The organism is Bacteroides zoogleoformans, assembly GCF_002998435.1.
In the GTDB taxonomy this organism is placed as follows: Bacteria; Bacteroidota; Bacteroidia; order Bacteroidales; family Bacteroidaceae; genus Bacteroides; species Bacteroides zoogleoformans.
This window is the reverse complement of record NZ_CP027231.1, coordinates 1,013,281-1,038,043: the sequence shown is the minus strand read 5'-3', so window position 1 is coordinate 1,038,043 and position 24,763 is coordinate 1,013,281. Positions and strand designations below refer to the sequence as shown.

15 protein-coding genes and 1 pseudogene are annotated in these 24,763 nt (G+C 44.9%); 7 read left to right on the top strand and 9 right to left on the bottom strand.

What is annotated here, in order from left to right:
• Positions 1-413 precede the first annotated feature (413 nt).
• Positions 414-1,766 (bottom strand): sulfatase family protein, encoded by a 1,353-nt coding sequence (locus C4H11_RS04305; protein ID WP_234819902.1) that lies wholly within the window; start codon positions 1,764-1,766, stop codon positions 414-416.
• Between the two features lie 425 nt (positions 1,767-2,191).
• On the bottom strand, positions 2,192-3,277 hold the full coding sequence (locus C4H11_RS04300) for an IS110 family RNA-guided transposase (protein ID WP_106040103.1): 1,086 nt from the start codon (positions 3,275-3,277) through the stop codon (positions 2,192-2,194).
• Positions 3,278-3,634: 357 nt separating this feature from the next.
• On the opposite strand from C4H11_RS04300, the gene C4H11_RS04295 reads away from it, so the two are divergent.
• The gene (locus tag C4H11_RS04295; protein ID WP_106040601.1) at positions 3,635-5,827 is read left to right on the top strand and encodes a DNA topoisomerase 3; all 2,193 of its coding nucleotides are present in this window, start codon (positions 3,635-3,637) and stop codon (positions 5,825-5,827) included.
• A 7-nt stretch (positions 5,828-5,834) separates the two neighbouring features.
• Here the strand turns inward: C4H11_RS04295 and C4H11_RS04290 are convergent, their stop codons facing one another.
• The 5 genes from C4H11_RS04290 to aroC all read right to left on the bottom strand — a co-directional run bounded on the left by C4H11_RS04290 (position 5,835) and on the right by aroC (position 11,646).
• Positions 5,835-6,389, bottom strand: a complete 555-nt coding sequence (locus C4H11_RS04290) for an NUDIX hydrolase (RefSeq protein ID WP_106040600.1) — start codon at positions 6,387-6,389, stop codon at positions 5,835-5,837.
• A 406-nt stretch (positions 6,390-6,795) separates the two neighbouring features.
• Complete coding sequence (locus tag C4H11_RS04285; protein ID WP_106040599.1) at positions 6,796-7,881, bottom strand: IS110 family RNA-guided transposase; 1,086 nt, start codon at positions 7,879-7,881, stop codon at positions 6,796-6,798.
• Positions 7,882-8,002: 121 nt separating this feature from the next.
• Positions 8,003-9,085, bottom strand: a complete 1,083-nt coding sequence (locus C4H11_RS04280; protein ID WP_106040598.1) for an anhydro-N-acetylmuramic acid kinase — start codon at positions 9,083-9,085, stop codon at positions 8,003-8,005.
• Positions 9,086-9,139: 54 nt separating this feature from the next.
• Positions 9,140-10,495, bottom strand: a complete 1,356-nt coding sequence (locus tag C4H11_RS04275; RefSeq protein WP_106040597.1) for a dipeptidase — start codon at positions 10,493-10,495, stop codon at positions 9,140-9,142.
• Between the two features lie 74 nt (positions 10,496-10,569).
• Entirely contained in the window at positions 10,570-11,646 is a 1,077-nt protein-coding gene (aroC, locus tag C4H11_RS04270) for a chorismate synthase (protein ID WP_106040596.1), read from the bottom strand.
• Between the two features lie 488 nt (positions 11,647-12,134).
• Between aroC and C4H11_RS04265 the strand changes: the two genes are divergently transcribed.
• Entirely contained in the window at positions 12,135-13,304 is a 1,170-nt protein-coding gene (locus C4H11_RS04265) for an IS4 family transposase (RefSeq protein WP_106040595.1), read from the top strand.
• 33 nt (positions 13,305-13,337) lie between these two features.
• A complete protein-coding gene (locus C4H11_RS04260) occupies positions 13,338-14,621 on the top strand; it encodes an L-cysteine desulfidase family protein (protein WP_106040594.1) in 1,284 nt (427 codons plus the stop codon).
• A 203-nt stretch (positions 14,622-14,824) separates the two neighbouring features.
• Here C4H11_RS04260 and C4H11_RS04255 read toward each other — a convergent pair whose 3' ends face one another.
• Positions 14,825-15,391 carry an FKBP-type peptidyl-prolyl cis-trans isomerase gene (locus C4H11_RS04255; protein WP_106040593.1) on the bottom strand — a complete coding sequence of 189 codons (567 nt, stop codon included), beginning with the start codon at positions 15,389-15,391 and terminating at the stop codon, positions 14,825-14,827.
• A gap of 97 nt (positions 15,392-15,488) precedes the next feature.
• A pseudogene (locus C4H11_RS14645) lies at positions 15,489-15,611 on the bottom strand (IS982 family transposase); the annotation flags it as partial.
• Positions 15,612-15,691: 80 nt separating this feature from the next.
• Here C4H11_RS14645 and C4H11_RS14380 point away from each other — a divergent pair.
• From C4H11_RS14380 to C4H11_RS04240, 4 genes are all read left to right on the top strand, one after another.
• Positions 15,692-15,925, top strand: a complete 234-nt coding sequence (locus C4H11_RS14380) for a hypothetical protein (RefSeq protein WP_234819876.1) — start codon at positions 15,692-15,694, stop codon at positions 15,923-15,925.
• Entirely contained in the window at positions 15,922-19,719 is a 3,798-nt protein-coding gene (locus C4H11_RS04250; protein WP_234819875.1) for a hybrid sensor histidine kinase/response regulator transcription factor, read from the top strand. The genes C4H11_RS14380 and C4H11_RS04250 overlap by 4 nt, the downstream gene beginning before the upstream one ends.
• 103 nt (positions 19,720-19,822) lie before the next feature.
• On the top strand, positions 19,823-20,929 hold the full coding sequence (locus C4H11_RS04245; protein WP_106043124.1) for a glycoside hydrolase family 88/105 protein: 1,107 nt from the start codon (positions 19,823-19,825) through the stop codon (positions 20,927-20,929).
• Between the two features lie 572 nt (positions 20,930-21,501).
• Positions 21,502-24,744 (top strand): SusC/RagA family TonB-linked outer membrane protein, encoded by a 3,243-nt coding sequence (locus C4H11_RS04240; RefSeq protein ID WP_234819874.1) that lies wholly within the window; start codon positions 21,502-21,504, stop codon positions 24,742-24,744.
• The last annotated feature ends 19 nt before the right edge of the window (positions 24,745-24,763 follow it).

The window sequence follows — 24,763 nt, the reverse complement described above, 5'->3', positions numbered from 1 at the left end:
TATTAGTGACGAATGTTAAAAAGGAGCGGGAGATCTTTGCGTTTTCGCTCCTTTTTCTTAATCTGTGTTATATAACACTCTTTTCCTCTTGTAAAATTTGCAGGTTACTTCAAAACTCGTACATTTGCAATGTGTTTTCATAGTATTAGATTTAAGGTTAACAAAGGTTGGAGTACAGCGGTACTCCTTTTTTTATGTCTTTGTGTTTCCTCTTTATGAGGGTCAGTAGTTTTTTTAGTGAGGATGGCTTTATCCGGCTCACACCTTACGGAAGCTACTCCCATACCTCAGAAGGTATCCTCACATTTTAAGGAAGAGGTAGCCCTTAAGAAGTCATGAACTGCCAACAGATTTATGGAACTGAGCCTGAGGCGGTTTAATTTTCCACATGCCTTTCGGAACAATCCGTTTTTTTAGAGCCTTTTGCCCGGAACATCGTGCAGTATCGGACGGGTAGGACGTATGTTATACATCCTCATCCATTTCTCGAGGATATCCCGATGTTTTTGCAGTTCTTTATCGTAAGCATTCTCCATTACCAGGTTTCTCATTTCTCCTCTGTCCTTCTGCATATCGAACAGTTGCTCGCGATACCTTCCTTTGTCGTATAGCACATATTTGTAACGTTCGCTGCGTACAGCCCAGCCTCTTGTCTTACTTCCGTCGAACTGTGTTTCGGTAATGACATATTCTTGATGCGGATTTTGGTAATTCCCTTCTTCTGCAATTCTGCGGAAAGATATCCCGGCTGTGCCTTCAGGTCTCTTGGCTCCCGTCCAGTCACACACGGAAACGAAAAAATCTACACCGTTGCTGATGAGTTGTGGAAGCGTCTTGCCTGCATTCTTTTTGCCCGGCAGCGTGACGATAAGGGGGATGTTGACGACTTCTTCATATAAGGCTGATTTCTGATTCCAATGATGAGCGCCTGTACCGTCGCCGTGGTCGCTCGAGAAAATCACGACCGTATTCTTCCAGAGATTGTATTTATCGATGGCATCAATGATTTTACCGATTTCTTTATCTACTTTTTCTACCAGACGATAATAATTGTATCGGTACATGCGCCAGTCTTCAGGAGTGAAGTTGGCGGTGGGATATACTTTATAATTGTTGCTCCTTTCGTTTTCGATGACATCGGCGTCATATGGATTCTTGGCAAAATTGGCAGGCAGTCCCGGGCAGTCTCGTATGTCGGGAATGTCGATATTGCCGTAAGGTAAATTCTGGCTTCGTGCATATTCGCAGATGTTATGCGGATTGTCGTATGACGCAACTAAAAAAAACGGCTTTTTATGTTCGCGCGCGAGGTATTCTACGCAAGCCTCGGCCAGTCCGTCATCGCAGTGTCTGTATATATTCTCAAAACCGTATAACTTGTCGGGGATGTCAAGCAAAGGCAAATGCCATTTGCCGCCGTAGGCACATTCGTATCCTGTATTTTTTACTAATGTACCCAACGTTTGTGCCTCGAGAGAGTCGGGCATGGGCGCCCCATTGACGGATAATCCTACCGCACCCGGATAGTATCCGGTAAACATGGAGCTTCGTGAAGGGCCGCTGAGGGGAGCTGTGCAATAAGCATTTTTGAACATGATGCCGGCAGCTGCCAATCTGTCAAGATTGGGAGTGCGTAAGTCCGGATTTCCGGTGCAGCTCATGGCACTGGCTGTCTGTTGGTCGGTGAAGATGTAGATGATGTTAGGGCGTTCGGTGGCAGAAACCGCAGACGGGCATAGTAATGAAAAAAAAGCCAAACGCTTCATAAGGATTTGTTTTATCATATCGTTGTTTTCCATTTAAAATCCAAACAAAGTTGGATAATTCATTAATAATTAACTTTTGTATTATATCTTTGTATCAGGATGTTAAGAGGAAGTAGGCTCTGCTGAGGAGCAACCTACCAGCGATAAGCATCCTGACGGCACGCAGTAATGCTACTTGTGGAGGCGGTTACACGCCTCTCTTTTTGTATTACTGATACTGTCTGATATGGCTAAGAAAACCTGAGCCAAAATCCTATGGTAAAACAAACTTTCCACAGCGGACATCAACGAAGTGAGCCGCAAGTTCCTTTATCAGTCAAACCATGTAATGAGAGTTACAGACTTTTTTGAGCGGACTTCAAAGCCGCAAAAGATATGTAGTATTTCTCTCAAAAGAAAGTTGTTTTACCTTATAGGATTCTATATCATTTGATAACACATGGCACATATTCCTTTTCATGTTTAAGTACAAAATAGACTCTGTTCACTAACCGTCTGGCAATTTTCACAATAGCCTTTTGCGGATTCATCCGTTTCCGGTATTCCGTATAAGCCATTGTCATGGCCGGGTCTTTCCGGATGGCAACCCATGCGGCTTCCACCAACAGACACCGGAGCATGAAATGCCGACGGGGTGTAATGTCACCCACATTATCATTATCACCACTGGAATGACACATGGGAACCAATCCAATGAAAGAGGCTAAATGGTCCGCATTGCTGAAACGGACAATATCGTCAATCTCGACCATCAGGGTAGCGGCGGTTGTAACACCTATACCCGGAACGGATGTCAGCAGGCGTATCGGTTTGTCGAATGGTGCTTTCCGGGATATTTCACGGATGGCACGTGTTTCCTGCAGCAGCATCTTCCTCAAGCGGATGAACTGCTCAAGGTGAAGCTCCAGTGTTTTCTTTCCATACTCCGTTGAGAGTTCAAGGCAGTGCAGCCAATTCAGAAAACGCTTCGACCAGCACCCGATTGAACTCCGGGTAAATTCTTCCGGTATTTCCACTCCATGGAAACGAAGCAATGATTTGATACGGTTCTTGGCACGTGTGCTGTCTTTTACTATCAGGTTTCTCAGCCTTATCAAAGAGCGCATTTCCAGGATGTCAGTTCCCGGAACATATATCCCTTCTAACGAACCTGAACGTAACTCACGGGCGAGCTTGTTGCAATCCACCGCATCGGTCTTACGTAATTTCTCCTTGCTCATCGTCGGAACATCCGCAGGATTGACCACTATATTGTTGATACCTAAATCCGTCAACTTCTCGTGTATCCAGAAGCCACAGAAACCGGCTTCATAAACTGAGAAGTAATTGGCACCCGGATAATTGCTTACCAAATATTTATGCAACGCTTCCGGCTCCGGATCTTGTCTGAATCTTCTCAGTACTGAATGTTTCGATAAGATTGCTACCGACCAACTCTTCAGGTGGACATCAATTCCTACGTAAATATTTTGTCCACTAAAATCTAATGTGTTACTTTGTACACGTTTCATAAGCTATATCGTTATGAGTTAATATTGTTTTTTTCACTTACAAAGTTAACTATAATGGTATAGCTTTTTTAGGGCTATCTTCTGTTATCCGTCACTTCCGATTTTAAACATAGGAACTTTTTTTATGGTTATGGTTTTAACAGATAATTTTCAGCGCAACTAAATTACTTCTTTTTATAGAATACAGCTGTCATCAATCTTTTTTTTATGCTATAAAATGTGCTTTCGGCTATTAATATTGTGTAGCAGTCTCTCATTTTTGTCTCAATATTACTTTATCGGTATGGATAATCACTTATTTTTTTATCCTTCCTTCCTTTTTTGTACCTTTGCTCCATGAATAATTAAGAGTGACAAATGATAGTTTGTATTGCCGAAAAGCCTTCTGTGGCACGTGACATAGCCGATGTTTTGGGAGCGAAAGATAAGAAAGACGGATATATAGAGGGGAACGGGTATCAGGTGACTTGGACCTTTGGCCATCTTTGTACGCTGAAAGAACCGCACGAATATACACCCAACTGGAAATCGTGGAGCTTGGGAAGTCTGCCCATGATACCGCCCCGTTTCGGAATTAAACTTATCAGCAACCCCACTTACGAACGCCAGTTTCATGTCATAGAAAACCTCATGCAGCATGCCGATATGATTATAAACTGCGGTGATGCCGGGCAGGAAGGGGAATTGATACAGCGCTGGGTGCTGCAAAAAGCCGGTGCGCATTGTCTGGTAAAACGTCTGTGGATTTCCTCGTTGACGGAAGAGGCCATTCGCGAAGGGTTTGCCAAACTGCGTGACGCTTCGGATTTCCAGCCTTTGTATGAGGCTGGGTTGGCTCGTGCCATCGGTGATTGGCTGCTTGGTATGAACGCCACCCGTCTTTATACAATGAAGTATGGACAAAACAGACAGGTGCTTTCTATCGGGCGTGTGCAGACACCGACTTTGGCGTTGATAGTGAACCGTCAGTTGGAGATTCGGAATTTTGTGCCCAAACAATATTGGGTACTGAGCACCATTTATCGTGAAACTGCGTTCACCGCTCTTATCCGTAAGAGTGAGGAAGAACTTGTTTTGGAAGCCGAGAAACAAGGAGAAGGACGGAAAAACAACGCGACTTCGGCCTTGAACAAGCCAACCGATGATAACCTCGGTATAGACCCCATTACGGACTATGATTGCGGTGTTGCTCTACTGGAGCAGATAAAACACGCCCCATTCACCATTACTTCGGTAGTTAAGAAGAATGGCAAGGAGGCCCCCCCCCGACTTTTCGATCTTACCTCTCTTCAGGTGGAGTGCAATAAGAAGTTTGCTTTCTCTGCCGATGATACATTGAAAACCATACAATCTCTGTATGAGAAAAAAGTGGTTACCTATCCACGTGTGGATACAACTTTCCTTAGCGAAGACATCTATCCCAAATGTCCCGGCATCTTGAAGGGCCTGCGTGATTACGTTGGCCTTACCGCTCCGTTGGAAAAGGAACCATTGCCTAAATCAAAGAAAGTGTTCGATAATTTCAAGGTGACCGACCACCATGCCATTATTCCTACCGGGCAATATCCGCAGGCACTGAGCAACATGGAGAAGCAGGTGTACGACCTCATTGCGCGTCGCTTCATTTCCGTGTTTTATCCTGATTGTCAGTTTGCTACCACCACTGTGCTGGGTGAAGTGGAGCGAATATTGTTCAAAGCCACCGGACGACAGATATTGAATCCCGGATGGAGGATGGTGTTTGTTGTTTCGCAGCAGTCGCCCAATGCTCCGGTTGAAGAGGAGAAAGAGGAAAAAGAGGCCTCGGCCGACAAGTTACTGCCTGCTTTTGTGAAAGGAGAAAGCGGTCCTCACTTGCCTGAGCTGATGGAAAAATGGACACAGCCGCCCCGCCCTTATACTGAAGCCACCCTGCTTCGTGCCATGGAGACTGCCGGAAAGTTGGTGGACAACGATGAACTTCGCGATGCTTTAAAAGAAAATGGTATCGGCCGACCGTCTACGCGTGCAGCCATTATCGAGACACTGTTCAAGCGGAACTATATCCGTAAGGAAAAGAAGAATCTGATAGCTACTCCTACGGGGGTGGAATTGATACAGATTATCCGTGAAGAACTGTTGAAGTCGGCAGAGCTGACCGGTATTTGGGAGAAGAAGCTCCGTGAGATAGAGAAACGTATGTATAATGCCGGGCAATTTCTGAATGAACTGAAGCAGATGGTATCCGAGGTGGTGATGAATGTGCTTTCCGATAATAGCAATCGTCATATCACCATACCGGCTGCGGAGGTAAAAAGCGGACAGCCCTCTGTCAAGGAAACAGGAAAAAGTGATAGCTCCAAACAAGAACTCAAGAAGAGAGCACCGCGGAAGAAAGGGGTGGAAAAGGAAGATGCGGCAAGCATCACAACGTCGCCTCAACAAGCAACGGACCTCTTGATTGGCACTCCTTGCCCCCTCTGCGGCAAAGGCACCATTATAAAAGGAAGAACGGCTTACGGGTGCTCAGAGTGGAGGAGTGGTTGTGTTTTCCGCAAACCGTTCGAATAATTTTCCCTCATAATCCGTTTTCGACCATGTATTTCCAGAGAGGGGCAACCATCAGTGCTTGTAGTATTTCTCCTCGCTGCAATATTTCTTTCACTTCTTGCAGGGAGAGCAGATGTACCGTCAGGCTTTCCGTATCTTCGAGATGTGGCTCGGAAATTTTTTCCACATCTGTGGCCAGAAAACAATATGTGATGTTGGTATGTGTACTTGGATTAGGAGAAACTTGCATATATTCTTTCCATTTCCCGTTTCCATAGCCGGTTTCTTCCAGCAGTTCGCGCTGCGCCGAAATCAACGGCGAGGCATCTTCTTTCTCGCAGACTCCGGCACAAAGCTCATAAGACGTTTTTTGCAGCCCGTGACGGTATTGGCGGATAAATACGAACTGTCTGTCCCGTGTGATGGCAATAGTGTTTACCCAATCCGGATATTCCAAAATATAATAAGAAAGGATGTGATTCCCGTTGGGTAACACAACATGGTCTTTCCGCACGGTGAGCCAAGGGGCTTTATGCAGATATTCACCGGATATTATTTCCCACGCTTCTTTCGATTTTCCCATATTTTATTTTCCATTTAAAATCCAAACAAAGTTGGATAATTCATTAATAATTAACTTTTGTATTATATCTTTGTATCAGGATGTTAAGAGGAAGTAGGCTCTGCTGAGGAGCAACCTACCAGCGATAAGCATCCTGACGGCACGCAGTAATGCTACTTGTGGAGGCGGTTACACGCCTCTCTTTTTGTATTACTGATACTGTCTGATATGGCTAAGAAAACCTGAGCCAAAATCCTATGGTAAAACAAACTTTCCACAGCGGACATCAACGAAGTGAGCCGCAAGTTCCTTTATCAGTCAAACCATGTAATGAGAGTTACAGACTTTTTTGAGCGGACTTCAAAGCCGCAAAAGATATGTAGTATTTCTCTCAAAAGAAAGTTGTTTTACCTTATAGGATTCTATATCATTTGATAACACATGGCACATATTCCTTTTCATGTTTAAGTACAGAATAGACTCTGTTCACTAACCGTCTGGCAATTTTCACAATAGCCTTTTGCGGATTCATCCGTTTCCGGTATTCCGTATAAGCCATTGTCATGGCCGGGTCTTTCCGGATGGCAACCCATGCGGCTTCCACCAACAGACACCGGAGCATGAAATGCCGACGGGGTGTAATGTCACCCACATTATCATTATCACCACTGGAATGACACATGGGAACCAATCCAATGAAAGAGGCTAAATGGTCCGCATTGCTGAAACGGACAATATCGTCAATCTCGACCATCAGGGTAGCGGCGGTTGTAACACCTATACCCGGAACGGATGTCAGCAGGCGTATCGGTTTGTCGAATGGTGCTTTCCGGGATATTTCACGGATGGCACGTGTTTCCTGCAGCAGCATCTTCCTCAAGCGGATGAACTGCTCAAGGTGAAGCTCCAGTGTTTTCTTTCCATACTCCGTTGAGAGTTCAAGGCAGTGCAGCCAATTCAGAAAACGCTTCGACCAGCACCCGATTGAACTCCGGGTAAATTCTTCCGGTATTTCCACTCCATGGAAACGAAGCAATGATTTGATACGGTTCTTGGCACGTGTGCTGTCTTTTACTATCAGGTTTCTCAGCCTTATCAAAGAGCGCATTTCCAGGATGTCAGTTCCCGGAACATATATCCCTTCTAACGAACCTGAACGTAACTCACGGGCGAGCTTGTTGCAATCCACCGCATCGGTCTTACGTAATTTCTCCTTGCTCATCGTCGGAACATCCGCAGGATTGACCACTATATTGTTGATACCTAAATCCGTCAACTTCTCGTGTATCCAGAAGCCACAGAAACCGGCTTCATAAACTGAGAAGTAATTGGCACCCGGATAATTGCTTACCAAATATTTATGCAACGCTTCCGGCTCCGGATCTTGTCTGAATCTTCTCAGTACTGAATGTTTCGATAAGATTGCTACCGACCAACTCTTCAGGTGGACATCAATTCCTACGTAAATATTTTGTCCACTAAAATCTAATGTGTTACTTTGTACACGTTTCATAAGCTATATCGTTATGAGTTAATATTGTTTTTTTCACTTACAAAGTTAACTATAATGGTATAGCTTTTTTAGGGCTATCTTCTGTTATCCGTCACTTCCGATTTTAAACATAGGAACTTATTTATTGAATCTTGAACAACATCCCTCCTATATTATCTGTCGAAGCTCCTGTTACGGAAGCGAGGCAGCCGGGTTCATCGGTCATGTAGAGCGCACCGAGGAAAGCAAATATCAAAGCTTCTTTATATTCAATGATTTGTCGGTCGGGAATGACGATCTTGCACGGGCAGAGCGTACCGATCCGTTCTATCAGGAACTTGTTGAAAGCGCCTCCGCCAGTAATCAGCAACTTACCGCTGCCTCCTGAAAGCGGATGCACTGTGATAGCACGTTCCACTTGATGGGCGGCATGCTCATAAAACGTACACAATCTGTCCTCCATGCTCAACTCATAACGTTCCAGCATCGGATAAACAAGCGTTTCTACCCACTCGCGACCCAATGATTTAGGACCTGATTGACGATAGAAATCCATGTCGTTCAATTCATCTAAAAGATTTTGACAGACAGTGCCTTGGCGGGCGATGCCTCCGTCACGATCAAATTCCAGTCCTATTTGCCGGCAATAATGGTTAATGACATAATTAACCGGACTGATATCGAAGGCGATGCGCTTTCCCTCCTGTTCGAACGAAATGTTGGAGAATCCGCCTATGTTCAGGCAATAATCATATTCGGCAAAGAGCAGGCGGTCTCCTATTGGTACAAGCGGAGCACCTTGACCGCCCAACATGATGTCCAACCGACGGAAATCCGATATGGTAGGAATCCGGGTTTCGGCCGCTATGGCGGCACCGTCTCCTATTTGATACATGATTCTCTTTTGCGGTTCGTGGAAGATGGTATGTCCATGAGAGGCTATAATGTCCGGTCGTACGTTGAATTCCCGCATAAAGTCGTTTACCCGTTCGCCGAGAAACTTGCCATAGGAACTATGAAAAGCGATAAAGTCCAAAGCACTCATCCGTTGTGCGCCGGTGCCAAGTCTCTGTTTTATTTCTTCCGGATAGCTGTAGCCTTTTGCACAATCTATGTGGAAGCTCCATTTGCCCGACTGTCTCAGGAAAGTGCAACAGCAAACGTCCAGTCCATCAAGGGAAGTGCCGGACATGAGTCCGATGGCTTGGATTTGAAAATCTTTCATGTTGATGGATATGTTTGAGAGCCTGTCCGCAAAAGGGAACAGGCTCAGGGACGATTATTTGTAGTGTTGATAAAATTCCGTTACGGCTTCAATCCCTTTGCGGAAAATATCGAGTGACATGTTTTCGTTGGGTGAGTGAATGGCATTGGACTCAAGTCCGAAACCCATCAATACCGTTTTCAGCCCCAATACCTGCTCGAACGTAGATATGATAGGGATGCTTCCGCCACGGCGTACGGTCAGCGGCTTCTTGCCGAATGCTTTTTCAAATCCTTTTTCGGCAGCCTGGTAGGCCGGCAGTGAGATGGGGCATACATAGCCTTGTCCTCCATGCATAGGAGTGACCTTTATCTGCACAGTGTCGGGGGCGATGCTCAAGATATAGTCGGTAAACAGTTTGGAAATCTGGTGATGGTCTTGGTGAGGAACCAGTCGGCACGACACTTTGGCGTAAGCCTTGGATGGAAGTACGGTTTTGGAACCTTCGCCGGTATAGCCTCCCCATATGCCGCATACGTCGAATGACGGGCGGCAGCTGTTGCGTTCCAGTGTGCTATATCCTTTCTCGCCGAAGAGTGCTTGTACGCCGATGGCTTTCTTATACTTATCTTCATCGAAGGGGATGTGGGCTATCATTTCTCGTTCTGCTTTTGGAACCTCTTCCACATCGTCATAGAATCCGGGCACGGTGATTCGTCCGTCCGCACCCGTCACTTTGCCGATTAATTGGCATAATACATTGATGGGGTTGGCCACGGCACCTCCGAAGTGTCCCGAGTGAAGGTCGCGGTTAGGCCCCGTAACCTCTATTTCCCAATAAGCCAACCCACGCAGTCCGGTGGTCAATGAAGGCAGATCGGCCCCGAGCATGCTGGTATCCGATACCAATATGACGTCTGCTTTCAATAAATCTTTATGCTCCTGACAGAAGCTTTCCAGACTTGGCGAACCGATTTCTTCCTCACCCTCGAAAATGAATTTTACATTGGTCCGCAACAAGTCGTTCTTAACGAGATATTCAAATGCCTTTACCTGAATGAACGATTGTCCTTTGTCATCATCGGCACCGCGCGCCCAGATATGCCCATCCCGTACTTCGGGTTCAAAAGGCCGGCTTTTCCAAAGCTCCATCGGTTCTGCCGGCATCACGTCGTAGTGGGCATATACCAATACGGTTTTGGCGTTTGGGGCTATTATCTTTTGTCCGAAGACGATGGGGTTGCCTTTCGAGGGCATCACCAATGCTTCGTCTGCTCCGGCTTGTAGCAACAACTGTTCCCAACGTTCGGCGCACGCCAACATGTCGTCATGATGCTCAGGTTTGGCACTTATACTTGGAATACGGATGAGGCTGAATAACTCTTCAAGCATCCGTGACTCATTTTCTGCAATATATTTTTTTATTTCCATATGTAAATTAGGGGTTAGTTGAGTAATGATTAGTGGCTGGTGGCGAAAGTCATTAACCGCTCACCACTCACTGCTTATAATTGCGTGGTTTTGTCTATTAGAAAGTAATCCAGCAAAGTCATGGCGGCCATTGCTTCCACAATAGGTACGGCACGCGGCAACACACATGGGTCGTGCCTGCCGCGGGCTTTCAATGTGGTGTCTATGCCGTCAATGTTTACCGTATGTTGCTCCATCAATACGGTGGCTACAGGTTTGAAAGCAACACGAAAGTAGATGTCTTGTCCATTGCTGATGCCGCCTTGTATGCCTCCCGAGTGGTTGGTGCGCGTTTCAATACGTCCGTTATTGTTGTAGAACACGTCGTTTTGTTCCGAACCTTTCTGTTTCAGTCCTTTGAAACCATCGCCGTATTCAAAAGCTTTGGCGGCATTGATGCTGAGCATGGCACTGCCAAGGGCGGCCTGCAGTTTGCCGTATATCGGTTGACCCAGCCCTATGGGGCAACCTTTGATGACGCAAGTGATGACACCTCCGATGGTGTCTCCTTCTCCTTTTATTTTGAAGATGAGTTCTTCCATCTCTTTGGCTTTCTCCGGGTCGGGGCAGCGCACCGGATTGGTGTCTGTCAGGTCAAGGTCATAGGCGGTATAATTTTCTTCCAACCGGATGGGGCCTACTTGCGAAGTATATGCCGTGATGTATATGCCCAATTGTTTCAGGGCCAGTTTGGCCAACGCTCCAGCCACCACGCGCGAAATGGTTTCGCGTGCCGAAGAGCGTCCTCCTCCCCGATGGTCGCGAATACCGTATTTCACCTTGTAGGTATAGTCGGCATGTGAAGGGCGGTATACCTCCTTTAGGTTGTTGTAATCGTCGGAATGTTGGTTTTCATTCCACACAATGAAGCCTATGGGGCACCCTGTTGATTTACCCTCGAAGATTCCGGAGAGAAATTCCACTTTGTCTCCTTCTTTTCTTGCGGTTGTAATGCGCGATTGTCCGGGACGACGGCGGTCGAGTTCAGATTGTACAAAATCCATGTCAATGCTTATTCCCGACGGGAATCCGTCTATTACGCCCCCAATGCCTTTGCCGTGTGACTCTCCGAAACTGGTAAGGCGAAGAATATTTCCAAATGAGTTGAACATATCAATTGCTGCTTTAAAGGTTTATGTATAAGGTAGATGCATTGCTGTTTTTCTCTCCCGATGATGTTTGGGCTTCTAAAGATAACAATATTTTATGAGAAAACGTTTAGAGTTTGTTTTATTTTTCCTTTAATCCGGCCCTGATATCGGGTATCTCCTGCCTTTGAATTACTCTCAAGGAAACAGATTGTGGTGTGATGGCAACCCGATGCACCTGTCATAAAGGTTAGTATAGCCTGTATATTTAAAGGGCTGCTTCACGTGAATTGCCTGTAGAAATAGTATATATGTATCAATTTGCAAATATTGCTTGATTTATGAAAATTATCATGTACATTTGTACTCAAAGACATCTATACTCACTAGTGGGCACTTTAAATTAAACATCGTTCTTTGAAATCTTTGATAATCGCATAGTTATGTATCTTTTTGTAGCGTGACGATTTGAATTGAAAAGTTGTTTTAGCTTTGCCCAAAAGCTCAAAACAATGAATCAAGGCAAATATATCTTCGCTCAACTTACAGATTTTCTTCCCCGTCGTGTCTTTGACCGTTTGGTAGAGAAGTATTCCGGGAATAAGAAAATCAGAACATTCACCTGTTGGAATCAGATGCTGTGCATGATCTTCGGACAACTGACCGCCCGAGACAGTATGCGTGATCTTATGCTCAGCCTTGAGGCACACAAGAACAAGTATTTTCACTTGGGATTCGGTGCAACAGTTAGCCGTACCAATCTGGGGAAAGCAAACCGGAATAGAGATTATCGTATCTACGAAGAATTTGCTTATACCCTGATTGCGGAAGCCCGTAATAGCTACAACAAAAATGACTTCGAGGTGAAAGTTGACGGTAATGTTTATGCCTTTGATTCCTCCACCATAGACCTTTGTCTGAATGTTTTTTGGTGGGCGGAATTTAAGAAACACAAAGGAGGCATCAAACTTCATACCTTGTATGATGTAAAGACTTCCATACCGACAATCGTACTGGTAACCAATGCTAAAGTACATGACGTAAACATGCTGGATGAGTTGAGTTATGAAAAGGGAAGTTTCTATATCATGGATAAAGGATATGTTGACTTCACCCGTTTGCATAAGCTTCACACCAGTGGTGCTTACTTCGTTACACGTGCAAAAGATAATATGAGATTCCGTAGAATGTATTCCCGTGAAGTCGATAAAACAACCGGAATAAAATGTGATCAGATTGGAATGCTTGAAACGTATAAATCGCTCAAAGCATATCCGGACAAACTCCGGCGGGTTAAATACTACGATGAAGAACTGGACAGAGAATTTGTGTTCATCACCAACAACATGGAACTATCAGCAGAGGAAATTGCTTTGCTATACAAGAACCGTTGGCAGGTGGAACTATTTTTCAAATGGATAAAGCAACACCTGAAAGTAAAATCTTTTTGGGGCACCACGATGAATGCAGTCAAGATACAAGTGTACTGTGCCATCATAACATACTGTCTGGTTGCCATTATCGCTTACAGATTGAAAGTTAACCGTCCAATCTACGAAATTCTACAAATTTTGAGCTTTTCTCTACTGGATAAAACGTCTGTAAGAGAGATACTTGCCGATTGCGATTACAAAAATGTCAAAGAACTAAATTATAAACAATTGAAAATCAGCTGGGATTAAGTGCCCAGCAGTGATCTATACTATAAAAGCATTATGACGGAAATAGAAAGGCAACAGATAATAGCCCTGATTAAATCGGAAGTGATACCTGCCATAGGGTGTACGGAGCCTATTGCCGTGGCGTTGTGTGCGGCAAAAGCGGCGGAAATATTGGACAAGCGTCCCGAAAAGGTAACCGTGCTTTTAAGCGCCAATATATTGAAGAATGCAATGGGGGTGGGAATTCCCGGAACCGGAATGATCGGACTGCCCATTGCTGTGGCGTTGGGCGTTTTAATCGGCAAGTCGGCATATCAGTTGGAAGTGTTGAAAGACTGCACCCCCGATGCGGTGGAGGAAGGAAAGCGGTTCATCGACGAGAAGCGCATTCACATAGCTCTGAAAGAAGGTATCGAAGAAAAACTTTATATAGAAGTGTGTTGTGAGGCGGGAGAAGATAAGTCTGCCGCCATCATTGCCGGCGGGCATACTACCTTTATATATATGGCGCGCAACGAGGAAGTGCTGCTGACCAAGCAAGCCGCTGCCGGTGAAGAAAAGGAGAACAACGTGCCAGAGTTGAGTTTACGTAAAGTCTATGATTTTGCCCTGACAGCTCCGTTGGACGAAATCCGTTTTATCCTGGAAACAGCCCGACTGAACAAAGCGGCCGCCGAACGCTCTTTCGAAGGAGACTACGGTCACAGCTTGGGGAAAATCCTTCGGGGTACTTATAAACGTAAGGTGATGGGCGACAGTGTTTTCTCTCACATCCTTTCTTATACATCCGGAGCATGCGACGCACGTATGGCGGGTGCCATGATTCCGGTGATGAGCAATTCAGGCAGCGGAAATCAAGGCATATCGGCCACTTTACCGGTTCTGGTCTATGCCGAGGAAAACGGAAAATCGGAAGAAGAAATCATCCGTGCCTTGATGTTGAGCCATCTAACAGTGATTTATATCAAGCAGAGTTTAGGAAGGTTATCCGCTCTTTGCGGTTGTGTCGTGGCAGCCACCGGCTCCAGTTGCGGAATCACATGGCTGATGGGAGGAGACTATGACCGGGTGGCTTATGCCGTGCAGAATATGATTGCCAATCTCACCGGTATGATTTGCGATGGTGCCAAACCCAGTTGCGCGCTGAAAGTAACCACCGGTGTCTCAACCGCGGTTCTTTCAGCCATCATGGCTATGGAAAACCGTTGCGTGACTTCTGTCGAAGGAATCATTGATGAAGATGTGGATCAAAGTATCCGCAACCTGACAAAGATAGGCTCGAAAGGCATGAACGAAACGGACAAGCTGGTATTGGAGATTATGACGCACAAAGGCTGACAAAAGATGGAAGAAGGGGTATGAGTAGAGAAGCTGTAAATTTCTTGTGTTGCGGTATAAAAAGAGGTGCAGATCATGCGGGTTAATATTGTGCTCATTGGCAAAATCCGCATAATCCGCGCCTAAAAAAAATCATAAAGGTGTTTCTGCCTTATGATGATATCAAGGAAAAACTTTTTTCTGTCGAAGCATCTCATCGTGATTTAGTGACAGCATCCGCCACCGCATCCGTGGTCGCCGCATCCGTCGCCACAATCACCGTCGCAATTGCAACCGCCGCTCATCAGGCGTACCGCTTCTGCAATCTCATCGTTCGTAGCCGGACGGCTCATCACGATTTCGCCTGTAAAATTCAGGTTGCAACCGGCCAAAGGATGATTCATATCCATCACAACCACATCTTCTTTCACCTCTACCACGCTTCCGTTGATGCGTTGTCCTCCCGACGTCATCAGGGGGAGGACAGCACCCTCTGTTACCCGTTCGTCGTCAAACTTTCCTTCTATGAAGAAAACTTCTTTGGGAAGCTCAATTACGTGGTCGTCGTCATAATCGCCGTAAGCTTCGGAAGCGGCAATGGTGAAATCGAAAGTATCACCGGCTTTCAACCCCTTGATTTGAGTCTCAAAAGCTTCCAGCGTCATTCCTAATCCGGAGATAAACTGGAAAGGATGCTCTGCAGACGCCTCTTCAGTGAAATCTTTCTCGTCGTTCTCCACGGCGTACAGCTTGTATACTACTGTAATGTACTTGTTTTCTATTGTTCCCATTCTCTTGATTTTATAAATGTTTATTTATTAGTTGGCGAAGATACAAATATTTTGTGTGATTAGTGAATGCCTGCCGAACTTATTTTGACTCTACCTTGACTATATTTTGAGAGAATTGCTTGCATATTTCAAGTGTTTTGACGAATTTTGTATCTGATCTGTGCATACGATGATTTAAGCTGAATGATTTTGATACTGCTAAGTTACTAAAAACAACGATATGTACAACTTGTTCATAATTATTAGCTTAATTTAATTCCGTCAACGGGTTGATTTACTATATTTACTCGGGATGCCATTATGAAAGACAAAACTTTGGTCGTATTGTGTTTCTTCCTCTGTACATGGATGATAATAAATGCTGCGGGAAATTATAAGTTTAGGACACTCTCGCCCGACGGGGGGTTTTATTACGACGGAGTCAAATCAATAGAACAGGATAAAAATGGTTTTGTGTGGATAATGATGGATTACGAGCTATACCGCTTCGACGGATATAAGTATAAGAAGTATTACCCTTGTTTTGAAAAATGATACCCACGGAACGATGGATATTCAGAGGAATGAGTTCGGACGGGAAAGGAAATCTGTATGTGAATACGAACAACGGCATATATCGGCATGACGGGATAACGGATAGGTTCGAGCGAGTGTTCGAGGACGTCAATTTGTTGAAGATAGATGGCAGGGACAGGCTTTGGGTGAGGTGGGGAAATCTCTATAGACAGCTGAACCTGACTACCGGTGGAATCCGGATACCTGAATATGACGGGGAGAAGCCAACGTATGTCAACCAAGTTTTTTGTGTGCACAACAAAGATCTTTATACGTTTATCTATCGGCAGGTGTACAGATACAACGAGGCGGGGGATTGCTTCATCCTCTGTATGCGGTTGCCCGGTACGGGCGGAAATATTCGCTTTGCACAAGCTCGGACGGGAAAGATGTGGATATATGTGGATAAAGAAGGGCTCTATAAGATTGACTTGTCGTCGTTTGAGATAAAAGAACATTACAAGGCGTTTATTGGGTGTGAGGAAAAAGGACTCAGAGAATTTCATGTGGATCGTAAAGGGAAAATCTGGCTAGGCACGATGGAAGGGCTTTACATATTTGATCCCGCCACCGGCTCAATGAAAGAATACAAACATTTAGCAACGGACGCTTTCAGCCTGCCGAACAATTCCGTGTGGAAAATCTATGAAGACCGTCAAGGTAACATCTGGATAGGCACCTATTCGGGAAAACTTTGCTACGTGGACATGGAGGAAGAAAACGCCTTCCGCTCCTACCTTCCCGGAAGTAGCGGACTGAACTATGCACCGGTCAGTGCCTTTGCCGAAGACGAGCGTTATCTGTGGATAGGAACCGAGGGCGGAGGAGTGAACCGAATGGACAAGCGGACGGGTGAGTTCAGGTTACTGACGGACGGACAAAACGTCATGTCCAACAATATCAAATCTTTGATGATGGACGGACAGCACAATCTGTGGGTTGCGATGTTCCGTGGTGGTATCGAGATGTTCGATGGCGGGCATCGGAAAAAGACTTATTATAAGCGTGGTCGCGGCGCACCGGAAGATTTGCTTATAAACGATGTGCGTAAGACTGTGTTTGAGGGGGATTCGGGACTGTGGGTAGCTTATCAGTATCCGGCACCGAAGATTTCTTATTTTTCTTTCAAGGAAAAGAAATTTAGGCACATCAGCTTGGACAGCGTTGGAAATTATGATTACTTGTTCGACATCCTTAGGCAGGGTGAACGGATGCTGTGGGCCATCAGTAATGAGGCGCTCTACAGGCTTGACATACAGACAGAGGAAGTCAGAAAAGTGCAACCAGACAATTCTGAATACTTGGGATTGTTCACTTTTTGCTTAGACGACGGAGGTAACATCTGGATAGGAACCATCGGCAACGGTCTGATAAAGTTCGATACCAATACTTTGGAGTTCATCCCGATGAAAGATGGGCTGCAACGGGCAGTCTACTCCATTTACAGTATCTGCTACAGTGATGGCAAGGTGTGGATGGGTACGGACGACGGGCTATGTTGCTACGATACGGTAAGCGAGCAGCTGATGAAGTTCGACAAGTGTGAGAATACACAAGGGCAGGTATATTATCCGCTGGCCGTGCTAAAAGGTAAGGATGGCAAACTTTACTTTGGAGGCACCGACGGGTTTACGGTGGTGAATCCTGCATGCATATCCTATAATCGCTACAAGCCGCAAGCAGTCATTTCAGAGTTTTTTGTGGATCATGAGCCTGTTCATCCCCAATATGGAATGAGTGGCTCACTCCGTACCATTGTGATGAATTATGACGAGTCGAACTTCGGTTTTGAATTCTCGGCAGACAACTACCAGATTCCAGAGAAAAACATGTTTAGATACAGACTGAAAGGATACAACGATAATTGGATTACGGTGGATGCAAGACAGCGCACGGTGATGTACTCCAAGGTGGCTGCGGGAACCTATACTTTCGAAGTGTGTGCCGCAAACAATAACGGTGTGTGGGGCGATCCCACAGTTATCAAGGTAGTGAGACGCAGGGCTCCTTGGGTTAGTGTACCGGCATACATCTGTTACGTGTTGGCAGTGCTGGGAATAGTTTACATGGCCTTCAGGTACTATGCAGAGAAGAAGCGCTTGAAGATGCTGCTCTATCAAGAGAATGTGGAGAGAGAAAAAAAAGAGCAGATACATCAGGCACAGCTACGCTTCTTTACCAATATATCACATGATTTCCGTACGCCGTTATCCTTGCTTATGGCTGCTCTGGATAAACTACGTCGTGAAGGACTGAAAGAATATTATTATCGCTTATTGAACGGAAACGTGCAACGATTGTTGAAACTGGTAAATGAGTTGATGGACTTCAGAGCTGTGGAGAACGGAATGATGAAACTGGAGTTGGAACCGACAGACGTGAACAGTTTTGTGAAAGGTATCGCTGGTGATTTTACAGATTATGCTGCAGAGCGGAAGATTAGTTTCCGGATAGAGTGTGACGAGACATTACCTACAGAGATCTATGTGGACAAGAACGTAGTGGAGAAAATTGTGATGAATCTGCTGAACAATGCCTTCAAATATACACGTGACAGAGGGAGTATCGTGTTAGTGACAAGACGTGGTCAAGAGTTTATCTCACAGTGGACTGGTCACTACAAAGAGGGTGACTGTGTGGAAGATGCTTTTTCCATCGTGGTGAGCGATAGAGGCGTAGGTATCTCAAGTGAGTCGATAAACAGCGTGTTTGAGAGATTTTACAAAGTGAATACCATGAATGCTGATTGTCATCTGGGCACGGGCATCGGGCTGGCATTGGTCAAGAGTCTCGTGCTGCTACATAAAGGTAGCGTTTCCATCTACAGTGAGCGCGAAAAAGGTACGGATATGGTTGTTTGTCTGCCTATGGACTGCAGCGTTTTCTGCGAGTCTGATTTTGCTCGGAGCAAGTCTGATCTCATTACCGAAGTCTCCGTATCCCTGCCCACAACAAGCCAGACACCGGACGAGACTAAGGAACCGGAGTTGGAAATCGTGCATCCGAGCGCCCGGAAAATTCTTATCGTAGAGGACAACACAGACCTCAGGGAATTGATTGCCGAAGCCCTTTCCGACGAATTCCAGGTGATGCAGGCAGGTGACGGTGTAGAGGCACTGAAACAGATGGAGGATTTGGATTTTGACCTCGTGATAAGCGACATTATGATGCCACGCAAGGATGGGGTATCTTTATGCAATGACATCAAGGGTAATGTCAATACCTCGCACATACCGGTAGTCTTGCTGACCGCAAAAACCAGCTTGGAGAGCAAGATAGAAGGAGTGGATTCCGGTGCGGACCTCTATTTTGAAAAGCCGGTAGACTTGACTTATCTGAAACTATCGATGCAGAACATATTCAGGAACCGACAGCAGATCAAGGAACATTATGCCAAGAATTACTATGCCGATAGTGGCGAGCTGGCGACCAACGAGCAGGACAACAAGTTCCTGAAGCGACTGGTCGACTTCATAGACGAACACATGGATCAGTCGGACATGGACGTGAACCTCATTGCCGAAGAGCTACTGATGAGCCGGAGCAAGCTATATACGAAAGTGAAAAGCCTGACAGGAAAATCAGTCGTGGAGTTTGTATTGAATTGTCGGCTGCGCAAGGCAGCAAAACTGATAATAGAAAAGGACATGACCATGAGAGAAGTCATAGCTCAGGTAGGCATTGAGAGTCAGGCTTATTTTACGAACTCATTCAAGAAGATTTTTGGCGAAACGCCCACTTCATTTGCCAGCAAGCATAAAAAGAAGGAATAAGAGTAATTTAGATAAAAGAAATAACGAATAAAGCAAGTGGCTGAAGGTAGCAAGGATTTTCTTTGTGCAACTTTTAATTCTATAATTTATTGTATTCTCTATGATGAAAAAGTTATTCTCTTTCTTCTTGCTGTTCGCGATGGAAGCGGATGCCGGGAAGAATTTCTGCAAGATTGTCGTAAAGTCCGTGATGAAACGTGTGGTCGACTGGCAGATCAGCAATCCGAATAAAGGAGTCGAACATGACGATTTGGACTGGACACATGCTGCTTTGTATATGGGTATGCTGGACTGGGCGGAATTGGCAGAGAAGGAAGATGCTGATGACTCTTATTTCCAGTGGTTGCTCCACATCGGGAAACGCAATCATTTCCAGGTAGGGAAGTGGATGTATCATGCAGATTTTATTGCTGTAGGACAGCCTTTTATCGATCTTTACTTCAAATATGGCAATAAGAAGATGATAGATCCTGTGATGGCTCGTGCCAACTGGGTGGTGGAAAATCCGTCTGAAATAGCTCTGGGACTAGATTACGGTAAACTGGAAACTTTAGACCGCTGGTCTTGGTGTGACGCATTATTTATGGCCCCCCCCGTATATGCCAAACTGTATGCGTTGACTAAGGACAAGCGTTATCTGGATTTCCTGAATAAGGAGTACAAGGCCACCTACGACCATTTATATGATAAAGAGGAACAACTATTCTACCGTGACCGTCGATACTTTGGCAAGTGTGAAACCAATGGTAAGAAAGTGTTTTGGGGACGTGGCAACGGTTGGGTGTTAGGCGGATTGGCAGAAATCCTACAAATGCTCCCTGAAGATGAGCCTTCGCGTATTTTCTATCAGGATTTGTTCGTGGAACTGGCCACCCGTGTTGCCGGATTGCAGAGTGCGGATGGTTATTGGCGCGCCAGTTTACTCGATCCAGCATCTTATCCGTCGCCTGAGACGAGTGGAACTGGTCTTATCATTTATGCCTTTGCATATGGTGTGAACGAAGGCTTACTTGACAAGAAGACCTTCATGCCTACTATCAAGAAGGGATGGGAAGCATTGGTCGACGCCGTAGAACCCGATGGGAAACAGGGTTACGTGCAACCCATCGGTGCTGACCCGCGCAAGGTGACGAGAGAAATGACCGAAGTATATGGAGTAGGAGCATTCTTGTTGGCTGGCTGCCAGATTTACAAGATGTCAGAGAAGTAAATTGCATCGCCACGTTTTTATCGTCTGAAACGCCACACCGTATCTCCTGAAATACTCTGGATCTCGAACGACAAAGTGTGGTCTTTCGGACGATAGTTGGCTGACTGATGATACGATAACGGCAGTTGATTCTTGTTTTGAAGATGTTGTTATTGTTTCTTCATATATAAAACCTTATTATTCTTTCTTATAGCGTTTTCTGCATGTCTATTGCTGATGTCAACAGTGTCTTTGGCAGGACTCTGTATATGATTTGCAGAATTTTGCAAAATGTCCCTCTATCTGCAGTATTCAAAGTGGCTTTTGGCATTTTTTGCTCCAAATATATCTTTTTCATCCTGAACAATATCGGTTCGAAAGATTTGAAAGCTGATAAATCATTTTTTTATTCGTCGTGCTAACGTCTATTCAAGAATTTACTTCTTTTTTGTATACTATGGTTTTGTTCTTCAGTAATTTAAACGTTCTTGTTTAAAAGAGTAAAAGAAAAACATAAAACAGTAAAGCTGATTGTATTAATAGAGTAATCTTTGCGCTACTATTTAAATGTAAACATTATGAAAGATGCGAAAATGCTAATTAAAAATTGGAAAAAGCATCAGTATCTGATGCTTTTCCTTTGCTTATTCTTCTTGTCAGTAGGGATTCCGCAGGTGGTATATGCCGCTTCGGATGTTGCAATGAGTGTTGACCAGAATAGGCGGATTACGGGTGTTGTAAAAGATGTCAATGGTGAGCCCATGATTGGAGTTACGGTAATGGTGAAAGGTACTGCTACGGGTGCTATCACGGACATTGACGGTAACTATAATGTATCTGTATCCGAAAGCAAGAGTGTACTGACGTTCTCTTTCGTGGGATATACTTCCAAAGAGGTGACGGTCGATAATCAGCAAGTCATCAATGTCACTTTGGTTGAAGACTCCAAAATGATTGACGAGGTGGTAGTAATCGGTTTCCAGTCTCAGAAGAAAGGAAACCTTACAGCCTCTGTCGCTTCTGTAGGAGCGGAAATCTTGGAAGATCGTCCGGTCGCTAATATCGGACAGGCATTGCAAGGCATGGTTCCTGGTCTGAATGTCAGCATTGCTGGCGGCGACCCTAACAAAGTGCCTTCATTGAATATCCGTGGTGCTACAACATTTCGTCAGAGAGGTACATCGAATGATGACAAGAACAAATTCGACGTAGTTTCAGGTTCTCCTCTGATTTTGCTGGACGGTGTGGAAATTACCGCTGAGGACTTGAACCAGTTGAACCCGAATGATATTGATAACATGTCTTTCCTGAAGGATGCCTCCGCTGCCGCCATCTACGGTACGCGTGCTACTTTCGGTGTAATATTGGTCACGACCAAGGGAGGAGTTTACAAGCAAAAGGCAAAAATAGATTATTCTTATAATCTGGCTTTCGACCAGCCATACAAGCTGCCCGACATTATGGATTCTTATCATATCTATAAGGCGGGAGCAGACAGGAACCTCTGGACGGGGGCTATTGTCGAATACTCTCAGCATGATAAAGACATGATGGAACACATGATGGCCTATATAAAGGATCCAGTGAGCAACAAACCTTATTTTATGGAAGGTAATGCCATACAGTGGGTGGGCAATACGAATCCTTATGAGGAACTGGTGAAGAAGTGGACCCCGACACAGAAGCACAACCTGTCTATCAGTGGTGGTGGCGACAGAATTAGCTATTACATATCTTTGGGTATGCAAGACCAAAAAGGTATGTATGAAATCAGAACCGATGAGTTGAAAAGATACAATGCGATGCTAAGTGTCAATGCTAAAGTAACAGATTGGTTTACGGTAGCAGCAAAAGCTTCATACAATGTGTTCGATTATGATGCCCCGACGCAGCAAACCGATGGCGTGAACCTTTGGCAGTATGCAAAATCTTATTATCCTGAAAACTATATTTATCAGCCTGTATTGACCGCTCCGGACGATCCTCTACCTAATTATGTAACAGAAAACCCTGTGAGTTATCTGTATGCAGGTGGACGTAATATTACTTCCAGGCGCAAGACGATTCTTTCTATCAATCCTGAGTTTACGATTCTGCCTAAGATACTGAAGATAAAGGCAGATTTGTCTTTTACTCCGACTATTTACCAGCAGGAAAAAACACATCCTAAGCAGTCACGCGTGAACAATTCATGGACTGCTCTCGAAAATCGTTGGGCAACGGAGAATACCGGTTATATCCAACGTTCTACTACAGACAGATATGCTATCAACGTATATGCTGATTATAACCAGACTTTTGTAGAAAAGCATAATGTCTCTGTATTGTTGGGTGTTAATCAGGAAGAGGAAAAATATGCCGGTTCTTCTATCTCGTTGTCTAAAATGCTTGACCCGTATATATTGAATCCTTCTTTGGTAGAGGACATTACAGCCAATACATCGGGTAATTCTCATCATGAGATAGCACAGCGTGCTTTGTTCGGCCGTGTCATGTATAACTATATGAGCAAATATCTGATAGAAGTGGATGCTCGTTATGACGGTAGTTCCAAATTTCCGAAAGATTCTCGTTTCCAGTTCTTCCCAACCGTATCATTGGGGTGGAGAGTTTCAGAAGAGAAATTTATGGATTGGTCTAAAGAATGGTTGGATAACTTCAAAATCAGAGCCTCATGGGGACGTTTGGGTAGTCAACCCAGTTCTGTGTATCCGTATCAGTCTGTTTTCGGAACAACTGAAGGTCATTTCCTATTCGACGGTATGCGTTATCCGACAGGCATCACTACGCCTTCGTTAACCAATCCTAACCTGACCTGGGAAAAATCGACTACTAAAAATTTAGGGTTTGATTTTACTTTCTTGCGGAACCGTTTGACGTTTACTGCCGATATATTCAAAAGAAAAGTAACAGATATTTTGATACCTGGGGGAAAAGATTATCCGGCATTGATTGGTGACGATAACCTGCCTTTCGAGAATGCAGGCATCTTGAAGACCACAGGTTTTGAACTTCAGGCCAAATGGTCGGATAAACTGGCTAACGGATTTGTTTATAGCTTAGGCGTAGCACTTTCTGATGATAGGGCCAAGGTGATGAGTTATCCTTCCAATCCTACCAACAAAATCGGCGACGGTGTCTTATACAAAGGGTATACGGTGGGTGATATCTGGGGGTATGTTACCGGAGGCATTTTGCAAGAGGATGACTTTGACGGTGTAGGCCCTAACGGGAAACCGTTATATTACGGACCTTACTTCAAGGGAGGACAGACTTATCCGGGATACGTGTGGTATCAGGATTTGGACCATGATGGTGTCATTACCACCGGCTTGAATACGGTGGATGATCCGGGCGACAGAAAAGTAATCGGTAATAATTCACCGCGCTATCGCTATAACATTACGGCCAACTTCCAGCATAAAGGTTTTGACTTGGATTTGATGTTCCAAGGAGTAGGTAAGAGAGACTACTGGTTGTCATCTTATTCAAGTTATTGGGGCAATGGAGCCGGTTCGTGGGAAACGTATAATAATTCATGGACTCCCGAAAGAACAGATGCTAAATTTCCGATGTATGGTTTCGGCCTTGGCAGCTATACTCAAAGCGGTTATCTGCTTGACGCTTCTTACATCAAGCTGAAGCAGATGATTCTGGGATATACTTTCCCGAAAGCGCAGGTCAATAAAATCGGATTGCAGAAATTGAGGCTGAATGTAGCTGCTTACAATTTGTTTGCAATTTCAGATATGCCCAAGTACTATGACACTGATTATCTATCTGATGCGTATCCTCCAAAGCGGACATTCAGTGTAGGTATTCAAGTAGGTTTTTAACGTTTAAAATAGAAAAGAG

What these genes read in the sequence shown, in the direction of transcription:
- C4H11_RS04250 (WP_234819875.1), top strand. Translation starts at nt 15,922, where the DNA reads ATGATACCCACGGAACGATGGATATTCAGAGGAATGAGTTCGGACGGG.
- C4H11_RS14380 (WP_234819876.1), top strand. Translation starts at nt 15,692, where the DNA reads ATGAAAGACAAAACTTTGGTCGTATTGTGTTTCTTCCTCTGTACATGG.
- C4H11_RS04265 (WP_106040595.1), top strand. Translation starts at nt 12,135, where the DNA reads ATGAATCAAGGCAAATATATCTTCGCTCAACTTACAGATTTTCTTCCC.
- C4H11_RS04255 (WP_106040593.1), bottom strand. Translation starts at nt 15,391, where the DNA reads ATGGGAACAATAGAAAACAAGTACATTACAGTAGTATACAAGCTGTAC.
- C4H11_RS04280 (WP_106040598.1), bottom strand. Translation starts at nt 9,085, where the DNA reads ATGAAAGATTTTCAAATCCAAGCCATCGGACTCATGTCCGGCACTTCC.
- C4H11_RS04305 (WP_234819902.1), bottom strand. Translation starts at nt 1,766, where the DNA reads ATGAAGCGTTTGGCTTTTTTTTCATTACTATGCCCGTCTGCGGTTTCT.
- C4H11_RS04245 (WP_106043124.1), top strand. Translation starts at nt 19,823, where the DNA reads ATGAAAAAGTTATTCTCTTTCTTCTTGCTGTTCGCGATGGAAGCGGAT.
- C4H11_RS04300 (WP_106040103.1), bottom strand. Translation starts at nt 3,277, where the DNA reads ATGAAACGTGTACAAAGTAACACATTAGATTTTAGTGGACAAAATATT.
- C4H11_RS04290 (WP_106040600.1), bottom strand. Translation starts at nt 6,389, where the DNA reads ATGGGAAAATCGAAAGAAGCGTGGGAAATAATATCCGGTGAATATCTG.
- C4H11_RS04285 (WP_106040599.1), bottom strand. Translation starts at nt 7,881, where the DNA reads ATGAAACGTGTACAAAGTAACACATTAGATTTTAGTGGACAAAATATT.
- C4H11_RS04275 (WP_106040597.1), bottom strand. Translation starts at nt 10,495, where the DNA reads ATGGAAATAAAAAAATATATTGCAGAAAATGAGTCACGGATGCTTGAA.
- C4H11_RS04260 (WP_106040594.1), top strand. Translation starts at nt 13,338, where the DNA reads ATGACGGAAATAGAAAGGCAACAGATAATAGCCCTGATTAAATCGGAA.
- C4H11_RS04240 (WP_234819874.1), top strand. Translation starts at nt 21,502, where the DNA reads ATGCTAATTAAAAATTGGAAAAAGCATCAGTATCTGATGCTTTTCCTT.
- aroC (WP_106040596.1), bottom strand. Translation starts at nt 11,646, where the DNA reads ATGTTCAACTCATTTGGAAATATTCTTCGCCTTACCAGTTTCGGAGAG.
- C4H11_RS04295 (WP_106040601.1), top strand. Translation starts at nt 3,635, where the DNA reads ATGATAGTTTGTATTGCCGAAAAGCCTTCTGTGGCACGTGACATAGCC.